General features: G+C 51.5%; 11 protein-coding genes. All 11 read left to right on the top strand.

Annotated elements, in window-relative coordinates:
• The first annotated feature begins 308 nt into the window (after window positions 1-308).
• The 11 genes from serC (at window position 309) to kdsB (ending at window position 12,883) form a co-directional block, all read left to right on the top strand.
• The gene (gene serC / locus X965_RS03050; protein ID WP_036414234.1) at window positions 309-1,394 is read left to right on the top strand and encodes a 3-phosphoserine/phosphohydroxythreonine transaminase; all 1,086 of its coding nucleotides are present in this window, start codon (window positions 309-311) and stop codon (window positions 1,392-1,394) included.
• Window positions 1,395-1,479: 85 nt separating this feature from the next.
• Window positions 1,480-2,757, top strand: a complete 1,278-nt coding sequence (gene aroA / locus X965_RS03045) for a 3-phosphoshikimate 1-carboxyvinyltransferase (RefSeq protein WP_036417001.1) — start codon at window positions 1,480-1,482, stop codon at window positions 2,755-2,757.
• Window positions 2,758-2,873: 116 nt separating this feature from the next.
• Window positions 2,874-3,563, top strand: coding sequence for a (d)CMP kinase (gene cmk, locus X965_RS03040; RefSeq protein ID WP_004235820.1), 690 nt, complete (start codon window positions 2,874-2,876; stop codon window positions 3,561-3,563).
• Between the two features lie 226 nt (window positions 3,564-3,789).
• Window positions 3,790-5,463 (top strand): 30S ribosomal protein S1, encoded by a 1,674-nt coding sequence (rpsA, locus tag X965_RS03035; protein ID WP_004235822.1) that lies wholly within the window; start codon window positions 3,790-3,792, stop codon window positions 5,461-5,463.
• A 65-nt stretch (window positions 5,464-5,528) separates the two neighbouring features.
• Window positions 5,529-5,813 (top strand): integration host factor subunit beta, encoded by a 285-nt coding sequence (gene ihfB, locus X965_RS03030; RefSeq protein WP_004235823.1) that lies wholly within the window; start codon window positions 5,529-5,531, stop codon window positions 5,811-5,813.
• A 376-nt stretch (window positions 5,814-6,189) separates the two neighbouring features.
• Entirely contained in the window at window positions 6,190-8,490 is a 2,301-nt protein-coding gene (locus X965_RS03025) for a DNA internalization-related competence protein ComEC/Rec2 (protein WP_036416999.1), read from the top strand.
• A 37-nt stretch (window positions 8,491-8,527) separates the two neighbouring features.
• Window positions 8,528-10,273 (top strand): lipid A ABC transporter ATP-binding protein/permease MsbA, encoded by a 1,746-nt coding sequence (gene msbA / locus X965_RS03020; RefSeq protein WP_004241767.1) that lies wholly within the window; start codon window positions 8,528-8,530, stop codon window positions 10,271-10,273.
• Between the two features lie 12 nt (window positions 10,274-10,285).
• Window positions 10,286-11,269: a tetraacyldisaccharide 4'-kinase gene (lpxK, locus tag X965_RS03015; RefSeq protein WP_004235827.1), complete on the top strand. Its 984-nt coding sequence runs from the start codon at window positions 10,286-10,288 to the stop codon at window positions 11,267-11,269.
• Window positions 11,270-11,629: 360 nt separating this feature from the next.
• Window positions 11,630-11,845, top strand: coding sequence for a cold-shock protein (locus X965_RS03010; protein WP_004241772.1), 216 nt, complete (start codon window positions 11,630-11,632; stop codon window positions 11,843-11,845).
• A gap of 106 nt (window positions 11,846-11,951) precedes the next feature.
• Window positions 11,952-12,128, top strand: coding sequence for a Trm112 family protein (locus X965_RS18870; protein WP_004235830.1), 177 nt, complete (start codon window positions 11,952-11,954; stop codon window positions 12,126-12,128).
• A gap of 5 nt (window positions 12,129-12,133) precedes the next feature.
• Window positions 12,134-12,883, top strand: coding sequence for a 3-deoxy-manno-octulosonate cytidylyltransferase (gene kdsB / locus X965_RS03005; protein WP_004235831.1), 750 nt, complete (start codon window positions 12,134-12,136; stop codon window positions 12,881-12,883).
• The last annotated feature ends 37 nt before the right edge of the window (window positions 12,884-12,920 follow it).

Below are 12,920 nucleotides of genomic sequence, written 5' to 3'. Positions count from 1 at the left end.
ATACCGGGGAAGAAAGGCGCACATAATACGGATTTTTCGTGTCAGCGGCTACCTTTGTGAATGTAAAGTTACCACCGGGTTATTCCGCTGTATTTCCGCCGTCTGTCATGAATCCCCGGAAATACATTATATAATATCCCAATCTGATAGTCAGAGGCAGTCAGATATTCTGCCGGGCGACAAAAAGGGTTTACCGCCCATCATGCAATAAGCGTTGCAGCGAAGGGTGGGGAGTGATAAAACCGACAGACAGGGCGTATTCATATGATGGATATACAGAGCATTAATTTACAGATAGGGTGAGGTCAATGAGTCAGGTATATAACTTTAGTGCCGGTCCGGCTATGCTGCCGGTAGAAGTGCTGCGCCGTGCTGAGCAGGAACTGTGCAACTGGCGCGGGCTCGGCACCTCAGTCATGGAAATCAGTCACCGCAGTAAAGAGTTTATGTCGGTGGCAAAGGAAGCGGAAAATAATCTGCGTCAGATCCTCGCGGTGCCGGATAACTATAAAGTGCTGTTCTGTCACGGCGGCGCACGCGGACATTTTGCCGCACTGCCGATGAACCTGCTGGGCGAGAAAACCAAAGCGGATTATGTGGTGGGCGGATACTGGGCGGAATGTGCGGCAGAAGAAGCAAAAAAATATTGCACACCGAACATTATTAATGTCAGAACCGAATCGGAAGACGGTATCGGCGTGAAACCGATGAGCGAATGGCAGCTCAGTGATGATGCAGCCTATGTTCACTACTGCCCGAATGAAACCATTGATGGTATTGCCATTCATGAAGAGCCGGATTTCGGCGATAAAATCGTGATTGCAGATTACTCGTCTGCCATCCTGTCCAAACCACTGGATGTCAGCCGTTTCGGGGTGATTTATGCGGGCGCGCAGAAAAATATCGGCCCGGCCGGGCTGACCCTGGTGATTATCCGTGAGGATCTGCTGGGCAAAGCGCGCAGAGAAACCCCGTCCATCCTCGACTATACCGTACTGAGTGAATGTGACTCTATGTTCAACACCCCGCCGACCTTTGCCTGGTATCTCTCCGGTATGGTCTTTAAGTGGCTGATTGAACAAGGTGGTTTACAGGAAATCGCCCGGATCAACTATGATAAAGCACAACTGCTTTACTCTGCGGTGGATCACAGTGATTTCTATATTAACCGTGTGGCGGCGGCCAACCGTTCCCTGATGAACGTGCCGTTCCAGATGTCTGACCCGTCACTGGACAGCAAATTCCTCGCCGAAGCACAGGCACAGGGACTGGTTTCCCTGAAAGGGCACAAAGTTGCCGGCGGGATGCGCGCCTCCATTTATAATGCGATGCCGTATGAAGGCGTGCGCGCACTGGCCGAATTTATGGCGGAGTTTGAAAGCCGCCACAGCTGATTTTTTGCAGACATTTTTCCGGGACCGGGTAAGCATCCGGCCCCGTTTTTCGTTTTTATGTTTACACACCGGAGAATAACTTCGTATGGATTCCCTGACGTTACAACCGATCGCCCGCATTAACGGGACGATTAACCTGCCCGGCTCCAAGAGTGTCTCCAACCGGGCACTGCTGCTGGCGGCACAGGCTGCGGGCACAACACGCCTTATCAACCTGCTCGACAGCGATGATATCCGCCATATGCTCAGCGCACTGCGGGAACTGGGGATCCGTTATCAGCTTTCTGACGACAAAACCGAATGTATTGTGGAAGGTCAGGGCAAACCGATCAGCGGATTTAAAGGTATTGAGCTGTTCCTCGGTAATGCCGGAACGGCGATGCGCCCGCTGACTGCGGCACTGTGTCTCGGGGATAATGACATTACCCTGACCGGCGAACCGCGTATGAAAGAGCGCCCGATTGGTCATCTGACCGATGCACTGCGCCAGGGCGGCGCACAGATTGATTTCCCGGAAAATGACGGTTATCCGCCGTTGCGGATCCGCGGTGGCTTTACCGGCGGGCGTATCAGTGTGGATGGTTCCGTATCCAGCCAGTTTCTGACCGCGCTGCTGATGGCAGCACCACCGGCGGAGAATGACACAGAAATCACTATCAGCGGTGAACTGGTGTCCAAACCGTATATTGATATCACGCTGGCGATGATGTCCTCTTTTGGCATTACGGTGGTGAATGAAGATTACCGGCGTTTCCTGATCAAAGGAAAACAGCAGTATCAGTCCCCGGGAGAATACCTGGTGGAAGGGGATGCTTCATCTGCCTCCTATTTCCTCGCGGCGGCAGCCATTAAAGGCGGCACCGTGCGGGTTACCGGCATCGGGCGTAACAGTCTGCAGGGCGACACACAATTTGCCGCTGTGCTGGAAAAAATGGGTGCGAAAGTGACGTTTGCGGACACGTATATTGAATGCACCCGCGATACCCTGCACGGCATCGATATGGACATGAACGCCATCCCGGATGCGGCGATGACGATTGCCACCACCGCGCTGTTCGCCGAAGGGACAACCACTATCCGCAATATCTATAACTGGCGGGTGAAAGAGACAGACCGTCTCAGCGCAATGGCAGCTGAACTGCGTAAAGTCGGCGCACTGGTGGAAGAGGGGCATGATTACATTCAGGTCACCCCGCCGGCAAAACTGCAGCATGCGGAAATTGAAACCTATAACGATCACCGTATCGCCATGTGTTTCTCGCTGGTGGCACTGTCAGATACCCCGGTCACGATCCTCGATCCGGGCTGTACGGCAAAAACCTTCCCCGGCTACTTCAGTGAGCTGGCGGCACTGTCAGAATAAAAAAACGCCGTTCTGCGTGCAGGGCGTTTCCTCTGCTGTCACAGATGCGTATAATACGGGCATCTTTTTTCAGGCGGCCGTTGTGACGGCCGCCGGACTGCGACAGGAGAGCGCGCATGGCAGTATATGTTCCGGTCATTACCATTGACGGCCCGAGCGGCGCGGGCAAAGGTACCCTTTGTCACGCACTGGCAAACGAAATGGGATGGCATTTACTGGACTCCGGCGCAATTTACCGCGTTCTGGCACTGGCGGCACTGCATCATCATGTGGATATCACTTCGGAAGATGCACTGGTTCCGCTGGCGGCTAATCTGGATGTGAAATTCCTGGCAAAAGACACCGGTCCTGAGACAATTCTGGAAGGTGAGGATGTCAGCCGGGCTATCCGTCAGGAAGAAGTGGGTATGACAGCCTCGCAAATCGCGGCGTTCCCGCGTGTCCGTGAAGCTCTGCTGCGCCGTCAGCGCGCATTCCGTGTGGCGCCGGGCCTGATTGCCGACGGCCGCGACATGGGCACGGTAGTATTCCCGGATGCCCCGGTGAAAATTTTCCTCGACGCGAGTGCGCAGGAGCGCGCCCACCGCCGGATGAAGCAGTTGCAGGACAAAGGCTTTAGTGTTAATTTTGACCGCCTTCTTGCTGAGATAGAAGAGCGTGATTTCCGCGACCGCAACCGTGCGGTTGCCCCGCTGGTGGCTGCCGGCGATGCGCTGATTCTGGACTCAACAACCATGTCAATTGACGACGTTATTGCCGAAGCCCTTCGTTATACGAAGGAAAAACTGGCAGAAACGGCGGAATGATAAACAAAATTTGCGGAAAATCTGACTGAAAACGTGTTTTTTAGTAGGTTTCTGTATTCGTTTTTGTTTATAATGTTAAGTTGAAGTTTTTTACCGGCAGAGAACAAGGCAAAGAAGCAGTTTTCTGCCACCCCTTTGTGACAAGGAATGTTGCAAGGTATGTGAAACAACCCCATTCGGCCGGATGCTAAATGGACGTTAATACTTAAACACTTGAAGATCAAACATGACTGAATCTTTTGCTCAACTCTTTGAAGAATCCCTGCAGGCTATCGAAACCCGTCCGGGCGCTATCGTCCGTGGTACTGTTGTCGCTATCGATAAAGACGTAGTTCTGGTTGACGCAGGTCTGAAATCAGAATCTGCTATCCCGGTAGAACAGTTCAAAAATGCTCAGGGCGAGCTGGAAATCCAGGTTGGCGACGAAGTTGATGTTGCTCTGGACGCAGTAGAAGACGGTTTCGGTGAAACTGTTCTGTCCCGCGAGAAAGCAAAACGCCACGAAGCATGGCTGATGCTGGAAAAAGCATACGAAGAAGCTGAGACTGTTACCGGTGTTATCAACGGTAAAGTTAAAGGCGGTTTCACTGTCGAACTGAACGGCATCCGTGCGTTCCTGCCGGGTTCACTGGTTGACGTGCGTCCTGTTCGTGACACCACGCATCTGGAAGGCAAAGAGCTTGAGTTCAAAGTAATCAAGCTGGATCAGAAACGCAACAACGTGGTTGTTTCCCGTCGTGCAGTTATCGAGTCAGAAAACAGCGCAGAGCGCGATCAGCTGCTGGAAAACCTGCAGGAAGGCATGGAAGTTAAAGGTATCGTTAAGAACCTCACTGACTACGGTGCATTCGTTGATCTGGGCGGCGTTGATGGTCTGCTGCATATCACTGATATGGCGTGGAAACGTGTTAAACACCCAAGCGAAATCGTGAATGTCGGCGACGAAATCACTGTTAAAGTGCTGAAATTCGACCGCGAACGTACCCGCGTATCTCTGGGCCTGAAACAGCTGGGCGAAGATCCTTGGGTCGCAATCGCTAAGCGTTACCCTGAGAACACCCGTCTGACCGGTCGCGTGACCAACCTGACTGACTACGGCTGCTTCGTTGAAATCGAAGAAGGCGTTGAAGGCCTGGTACACGTTTCTGAAATGGACTGGACCAACAAAAACATCCACCCATCTAAAGTTGTTAACGTGGGCGACGTTGTTGAAGTTATGGTTCTGGACATCGACGAAGAACGTCGTCGTATCTCCCTGGGCCTGAAGCAGTGCAAATCTAACCCATGGCAGCAGTTCGCGGAAACTCACAACAAAGGTGACCGCGTTGAAGGTAAAATCAAGTCAATCACTGACTTCGGTATCTTCATTGGTTTAGATGGCGGCATCGATGGTCTGGTTCACCTGTCTGACATCTCCTGGAACGTTGCAGGCGAAGAAGCAGTACGTGAATACAAAAAAGGCGACGAAATCGCAGCTGTTGTTCTGCAGGTTGATGCAGAGCGCGAGCGTATCTCTCTGGGCGTTAAGCAGTTAGCTGAAGATCCGTTCAACAACTACACCGCTGTTACCAAGAAAGGTGCTATCGTCACCGGTAAAGTAACTGCAGTAGACGCTAAAGGCGCAACTGTTGAGCTGATGGATGGCGTTGAAGGTTACCTGCGTGCATCAGAAGCTTCACGCGATCGCGTTGAAGATGCTACTCTGGTTCTGAGCGTTGGTGATGAAGTTGAAGCTAAATACACTGGTGTTGATCGTAAAAACCGTGTAATCAACCTGTCTGTACGTGCAAAAGACGAAGCGGATGAAAAAGACGCTATCGCTACTGTGAACAAGCAGGAAGAAGCTGGCTTCTCTAACAACGCAATGGCAGAAGCTTTCAAAGCAGCTAAAGGCGAGTAATTAAGCAGCAGCAGGCCGCGCAAGCGGTCTGCTTTTATGATAATCAGGGTAGTCCAGGAGGTTATATGACCAAATCTGAACTGATTGAGAAGCTGGCAGGCCAACAATCTCATCTTCCGGCTAAAGTTGTTGAAGAAGCAGTAAAAGAGATCCTTGAGCATATGGCAAATACGCTTGCTGACGGCGAACGTATTGAAATCCGTGGATTCGGCAGTTTTTCTCTGCACTACCGTGCACCGCGGGTAGGTCGTAACCCGAAAACCGGCGAACAGGTGGAACTGGAAGGTAAACACGTTCCTCACTTCAAACCGGGCAAAGAGTTACGCGACCGCGCAAATATCTATGCTTGATTATTGACAGAGATAATAAAAATGACGCCACCGGCGTCATTTTTTTTGCAGCAAACATTAAATTATCATTATTATGAAAATGTTAATATTGTATTAATAAATTATGGTTGTGTAAGGTTCTGGTGTTGGCAAGTTGAATTCGTTTATTAATAATAGGTTACCGGTGACATCATATTCAGTTCGCCATAAAATACTATTGGAAATTAGACAGTGTTTATAATTAAGCAAATAATTGTGAGTTAACTCGCATAAAATAATTGATTACTTGTATGCCTGAAATATAAATTCGTGACGACACGCATTTTTCTATTATCGTAATAACACGTGATACCCGTCATAACATAATACCGGCCTGTTTACCTTCCAGGTGAGTAATATGTCTGTTATGGCTGTGATGAAATATCTGTTTCCCCGTCCGTTGCCGCTCTGGCACGCTGCGGCTGCTGTTGTGACCGGGCATATGCCGCTGTTGCTGATTCCGCGGTTGTTGTTACCGGCAGAAAGCCTGCTGTTATTCACTGGTATTTGTTTGCTTTTTCTTATCCGCACCAGGCTGAGTTTTTTTATCCGCATTGTTGCCGGTACTTTTCTGGCAGTAAATATTCATATCGGTAATACATTATCACTCTTTTCCGCTGAACTACCCGATAATATCGATATTATGATCCATGATGTCATGATTAACTCATCTGACTATTATTCCGTCAGAGGGCGGATTATTAATATAAATAATAAAATGTATGATGATACTGTTTTTATTAATATAAAAATAAAAGGTTCATTTAAACCGGCATGTTCCGGTGAAGTCTGGCGTATATTTCGTCCTGTACTGAGGCCGGTACACGGTCAGTTAAATGAAGGACAGTCAAACCGGCAGCAATATTTACTGTCAGAGCGGGTTTTGTTTTCTCTGACGCCGGGACGCAGTGAAAAACTATCTTCAGACTGCAATCAGCGTCAGAAAATGATTGCGACATACCTTCCCGCAATGGATAACCTGCCGCATAACGGACTGATGGCGGCGCTGTTATTTGGCGAGCGGCGCGGCATCACTGCAGAGCAGCGCAGACTGGTGCAGGAAACCGGAGTGGCGCATGTGGTGGCTATTTCCGGGCTGCATATCGGGCTGGCGGCGTTATGGGGCTGGTGGGCCGGGCGGTTATTGTTGCTGCTGTTACCGCTGCGTATGGTGGCACCTGTTATTCCGTCTGTGTTGTCAGTTTGTGCCGCTGTTGCCTATGTCTGGCTGGCCGGGTTTGCGGTTCCGGCCTGCCGGGCATTGTCTGCGCTGCTGTTGTGGCATCTGCTGCGCTGGCGGCATTACCATCTGCCGGCGTATCAGTTTGTTGTGATCAGTGCCGCTCTGTTGCTGCTGGCGGATCCGCTGACAATTTTATCCGCCGGATTCTGGCTGTCTTATACTGCGGTTACCGCATTGCTGTTCTGGCATCACACCGGCGTTTTCTCCCGCAGTAATGTATTCATCCCGCTGACACCTTTTGCCCGCCTGTGGCGCAATATCAGGCTGTTCCTCTCTTATCAGTGCGGATTATTTTTCCTGCTGTTACCGGTTCAGGGCTATTTCTTTGGTGGCGTGAATATTCTGTCGTTTCTGAGTAATCTGTGGGTGGTACCGGTGATCTCCTTTCTGACGGTGCCGCTGCTGTTTGCCGGGTTATTGATCGGGCCCGCACTGCCGCTGGCGGATTTCTCTCTGGCGCTGGCATTATGGCCGCTGCCGTTTCTGGCACAAGGGTGGATGGTTACCGGACACATCGCTCTGATATGGATACCACTGATGTGGGCGGCTGTTTATATCATCAGGCTGGATATGTGGCGGCAGCACCCGTTGCTGCTGCCGGGGATGGTGTTCAGTTGCTGTCTGTATCTGCGGAAAACTCCGCTGCCTGAATGGTCGGTTACCGTACTGGATATCGGGCACGGGCTGGCGGCGGTGGTGATAAAAGACGGCAGGGCAGTCGTGTATGATACCGGCAACCGCTTCGGGACACGGGATGACGGGCTGCGTACCGTATTGCCTTATCTGCGTTATCACCGCCTGACCCCGGACTGGATTATGATCAGCCATGACCACCGTGACCACACCGGGGGACTGGGCTCTCTGCGCAGTGCTTATCCTGCCGCTGTGGTCAAAGGCAATATTCCGCAGGCCGATACACCCTGCCGCCGCGGGGAGCGCTGGCTGTGGCAGTCATTGTATTTTGAGGTGTTATGGCCGGACGAAAAATATCAGCTGAGCAAAAATGACGGCTCCTGTGTTATCCGCATCAGTGACGGTAAACATCAGGTTTTGCTGACCGGGGATATCGAAAAACAGGCAGAAAAACAGCTGATTAAGTATAAAAATGAACTCTCCGCCACAGTACTGCAAGTTCCGCACCATGGCAGCAAAACCTCCTCATCAGAATTTTTTATTCGTGCGGTAAATCCCGCTTTCGCACTGGTTTCTGTTGCGCGCTATAGCCCGTGGCGTCTGCCTTCTGATAAAGTACGCCGTCGCTATCACAATCTCGGCGTGCAGTGGCATGATACTGCGCACAGTGGCCAGATTTCTGTGTCCTTTTTTGCTGATGAGGTATCCGTCACGACTTACCGTACCCATCTCTCCGCCCGCTGGTTCAGCGCATGGTTTGGAGATCAGCCGGTAAACGGGTAATATAGGCAGCTAATTTTTAGTATTGGTAAACGCAATAATGAAAGATATTGATATTTCAACCCGGCAAACATTCCGCCGGTTATGGCCGACAATCGCACCGTTTAAAACAGGTATCATCGTGGCGGCTATTGCGTTAGTCATCAATGCGGGCGGCGATGCATTTATGCTGTCGCTGCTGAAACCGCTGCTTGATGAAGGTTTCGGCACTGCCGACAATGATTTTCTCCGTATCATGCCGCTGATTATCCTGGGGCTGATGCTGTTACGCGGTATCTCCAGTTTTGTTTCAGGCTACTGCCTCTCCTGGGTGTCCGGCAAAGTGGTTATGACCATGCGCCGTAACCTGTTCCGGCATATGATGGGCATGCCGGTTTCCTTCTTTGATCAGCAATCCACCGGGACACTGCTTTCCCGTATCACCTATGATTCCGAACAGGTGGCTTCGTCTTCTTCCGGTGCACTGGTAACGGTCGTCCGTGAAGGCGCCTATATTATTGCGCTGTTCGGGCTGATGTTTTACAACAGCTGGCAGCTGTCGCTGATTCTGATCGTTATTGCGCCGATTGTGGCTTTTGTTATCCGTAAAGTCTCTGTCCGCTTCCGTGAAATCAGTAAAAACATGCAGAGCGGCATGGGACAGGTCAGCGCCAGTGCTGAACAGATGCTGAAAGGGCATAAAGAAGTGCTGATTTTCGGTGGTCAGAAAGTGGAAAATGATCGTTTCGATAAAGTCAGCAACCATATGCGCCGCCAGGGTATGAAACTGGTTACCGCATCATCTATTGCCGACCCGATTATTCAGATCATTGCCTCCTTTGCGCTGGCATTTGTGCTGTTTGCCGCCAGTTTCCCTGAAATTAAAGAAGCGCTGAGTGCCGGTTCCATTACGGTTGTCTTCTCCTCCATGATTGCCCTGATGCGCCCGCTGAAATCCCTGACCAACGTGAACGCTCAGTTCCAGCGCGGGATGGCGGCTTGTCAGACACTGTTTGTTCTGCTTGATATGGAGCAGGAAAAAGACACCGGCACCAAAGTGCTGAAAGATGCCAAAGGCGATGTGGCGTTTGAGAATGTGACTTTCCGTTATCAGGGGAAAGAGAACCCGGCGCTGAAAAATGTGTCATTCACTATTCCGTCAGGCAAAACGGTGGCGCTGGTCGGGCGCTCCGGCTCCGGGAAATCCACCATTGCCAATCTGATCACCCGTTTCTATGAAATTGAAAGCGGACATATTACGATCGACGGCAATGATATCCGCGATTACACGCTGGCATCACTGCGCAGTCAGGTGGCGCTGGTGTCGCAGAATGTTCACCTCTTCAATGATACGGTCGCGAATAATATCGCTTATGCCACAGAAGGTAAGTACACCCGCGAGCAGATTGAAAAAGCCGCTGAAATGGCTTATGCCATGGACTTTATCAATAAGATGGAGAAGGGGCTGGATACCGAAATCGGTGAGAACGGTGTTCTGCTTTCCGGTGGTCAGCGCCAGCGTATTGCAATTGCCCGTGCATTGCTGCGTGACGCACCGATCCTTATCCTCGACGAAGCAACCTCGGCACTGGATACTGAATCTGAGCGTGCGATTCAGGCCGCGCTCGATGAGTTACAGAAAAACCGTACCTGTCTGGTGATCGCTCACCGCTTATCCACCATTGAGAAAGCGGATGAAATCCTCGTGGTGCAGGACGGCGAAGTGCAGGAGCGCGGTACGCATGATGAACTGGTGAAACAGCCGGGTATCTATGCACAGCTCTATAACATGCAGTTTGGTCACTAAGCGGCACTGCTGATGATCGATAAGATTTGGTCCGGCCGCTCAAAGCTTTACTGGCTGCTTCTGCCGTTCTCGTTTTTGTACGGGGCGGTGAGCGGTCTGCGGCGTCTGCTGTTCCGCTGCGGACTGAAAAAATCCCGCCGTATGCCGGTACCGGTGGTGGTGGTCGGTAACCTGACTGCCGGCGGTAACGGCAAAACACCGGTGGTTATCTGGTTGACAGAGCAACTGCTGGCCCGCGGCTACCGTCCCGGGGTGGTTTCCCGCGGGTACGGCGGTAAATCGGATCATTATCCGCTGCTTATCACGAAAGACACGACGACAGCACAGGCCGGTGATGAGCCGGTGCTGATTGCCCGCCGTACCGGTGTGCCGGTTGCGGTCGCGCCAGACCGTGCCGCAGCGGTAGAAGCTATTTTGCAGCATGCACCGGTGGATGTGATCATCACCGATGATGGTTTGCAGCATTACGCACTACAGCGCGATATGGAAATCGTGGTGATTGACGGCGAACGCCGTTTCGGTAACGGCTGGTGGCTGCCTGCCGGGCCGATGCGGGAACGGGCAGGGCGTCTGAAACAGGTGGATGCGGTGATTGTCAACGGTGGTACCGCACAACCCGGGGAAACCGCTATGCAACTGGTGCCGGGAGAGGCTGTTAACCTGGCTGACGGCACCCGTAAACCGGCGGCTGAAATCGGTGAGTGTGTGGCGATGGCCGGTATCGGGCACCCGCCGCGTTTTTTTGCCACGCTGAACTCCCTCGGCGTGACACCGGCACAGTGTATTGCGTTTCCGGATCACCAGTCTTACAGCCCTGAACAGCTTTCCGCACTGATAAAACCCGGTCAGTCACTCCTGATGACAGAGAAGGATGCAGTGAAATGTTTTGCCTTTTCTGCAACTGACTGGTGGTATTTACCGGTCAGTGCCGCCATTCCCGCAAAATCCGCCGATTTAATTCTGGATAAAGTCATATCTCACATAAAAAATGCATAAAGGGACTTGCGCTTTTTATCTGAATATGGCTTAATCAAAAAGTTGTATTTCTGTGATGTATTTCATATCTCACTGTGCAACCAATCCGCGTGTCAACACATATTCTGATCCCGCTGTCATAATTTTTTCACACCACCTTGTTAATCTTGTGGTGCGGATGACCGGATCCCGCGGATAAACGGTATGTTTTGCAGCAGGTGTCTGACCGGCTGCAAATCAGAATAAAAAATAATAACTATAATGTTTTGCTCATTACCGGGTGGCTGTTCGCAAAGAGAGCACCCGTGTTGCCCGGCCGGAGCAGACATAACCAGCGATGGGGTGTATACCATTCCTGGTGATATAAAAGGAGTTAATACTATGTCTAAACAATTACAACTTGGCCGCGTTAAATGGTATGACGCGAAAGAAGGTTACGGTTTCATCTCCCCGGTTAACGGCGGCGATGATATCTGGGTAACCCGTAACGGGATCGCCAATTCCCGTAACAAATTACTGTGCGAAGGGCAGGAAGTGGAATTCTCACTGACCCGCGGCAGTTATGGTATTGCAGCGAACGATGTGATCGCGCTGTAATATGGGTAAAAACGCGATTATCTCAGTGATATCGCAACAACAGAGTTAACGGTGAGACCGGGCTTATGTTATTCTGAGCCAACGTTTTTATCTCATTGGGGGACGTATGGATCACCGTTTACTCGAAATCGTGGCCTGCCCTGTTTGCCACGGCAAACTCAGCTACGACAAGCAAAATCTCGAACTCATCTGCAAAGGCTGCCGTCTGGCCTATCCCGTCCGCGACGATATCCCTGTCTTATTAGAGAATGAAGCCCGCGAATTGCCGGTCTCAGAAGGATAATCTCCATGTTTACAGTTATCATTCCTGCGCGTTATGCCTCCACGCGTCTGCCCGGTAAACCGCTGGCGGATATCTGCGGCAAGCCGATGATTGTCCGTGTGATGGAGCAGGCAAAACGTTCCGGTGCCGCGAGAGTCATTGTCGCTACTGACACACAGGCGGTATTTGATGCCGTGATTGCAGAGGGCGGCGAAGCCTGTATGACGCGCGAAGATCATCAGTCCGGGACCGAGCGCCTGGCGGAAGTGATTGATCACTACCGGTTTGCTGATGATGAGATTATCGTGAATGTTCAGGGGGATGAGCCATTAATCCCTGACAGTATTATTGCGCAGGTTGCTGAAAATCTGGCAGCCAGCGAAGCCGGTATGGCCACCCTGGCGGTAAAAATCACCTCAGCGGAAGAAGCCTTTAACCCGAATGCGGTGAAAGTGGTGATGGATAAACAGGGCTATGCGCTCTATTTCTCCCGGGCCACCATTCCGTGGGATCGCGAGCGTTTCATGCACAGCCGTGACAGCGCCGGTGATAATTTCCTGCGCCATATCGGGATTTACGCCTACCGCGCCGGGTTTATCCGCCGCTATATTCAGTGGGAAACCAGCCCGCTGGAGAAAATCGAAATGCTCGAGCAGCTGCGTGTACTCTGGTACGGTGAAAAAATTCATGTCGCGGAGGCATCCGAAGCGCCGGGCACCGGTGTTGATACCCCGGAAGATCTTGAAACCGTGCGCAGATTGTTTGCCGCCCGCTGAGAAATATCAGTCATAAACAAAAACGCGGGTCACTTCT

This window comes from Morganella sp. EGD-HP17 (assembly GCF_000512315.2).
Lineage (GTDB): Bacteria > Pseudomonadota > Gammaproteobacteria > Enterobacterales > Enterobacteriaceae > Morganella > Morganella morganii.
This window is presented reverse-complemented; position numbering and strand designations above follow the sequence as displayed.

Excerpts from the sequence above, each read along its gene's own strand:
- serC (WP_036414234.1), top strand. The coding sequence starts at position 309 with ATGAGTCAGGTATATAACTTTAGTGCCGGTCCGGCTATGCTGCCGGTA.
- aroA (WP_036417001.1), top strand. The coding sequence starts at position 1,480 with ATGGATTCCCTGACGTTACAACCGATCGCCCGCATTAACGGGACGATT.
- cmk (WP_004235820.1), top strand. The coding sequence starts at position 2,874 with ATGGCAGTATATGTTCCGGTCATTACCATTGACGGCCCGAGCGGCGCG.
- rpsA (WP_004235822.1), top strand. The coding sequence starts at position 3,790 with ATGACTGAATCTTTTGCTCAACTCTTTGAAGAATCCCTGCAGGCTATC.
- ihfB (WP_004235823.1), top strand. The coding sequence starts at position 5,529 with ATGACCAAATCTGAACTGATTGAGAAGCTGGCAGGCCAACAATCTCAT.
- X965_RS03025 (WP_036416999.1), top strand. The coding sequence starts at position 6,190 with ATGTCTGTTATGGCTGTGATGAAATATCTGTTTCCCCGTCCGTTGCCG.
- msbA (WP_004241767.1), top strand. The coding sequence starts at position 8,528 with ATGAAAGATATTGATATTTCAACCCGGCAAACATTCCGCCGGTTATGG.
- lpxK (WP_004235827.1), top strand. The coding sequence starts at position 10,286 with ATGATCGATAAGATTTGGTCCGGCCGCTCAAAGCTTTACTGGCTGCTT.
- X965_RS03010 (WP_004241772.1), top strand. The coding sequence starts at position 11,630 with ATGTCTAAACAATTACAACTTGGCCGCGTTAAATGGTATGACGCGAAA.
- X965_RS18870 (WP_004235830.1), top strand. The coding sequence starts at position 11,952 with ATGGATCACCGTTTACTCGAAATCGTGGCCTGCCCTGTTTGCCACGGC.
- kdsB (WP_004235831.1), top strand. The coding sequence starts at position 12,134 with ATGTTTACAGTTATCATTCCTGCGCGTTATGCCTCCACGCGTCTGCCC.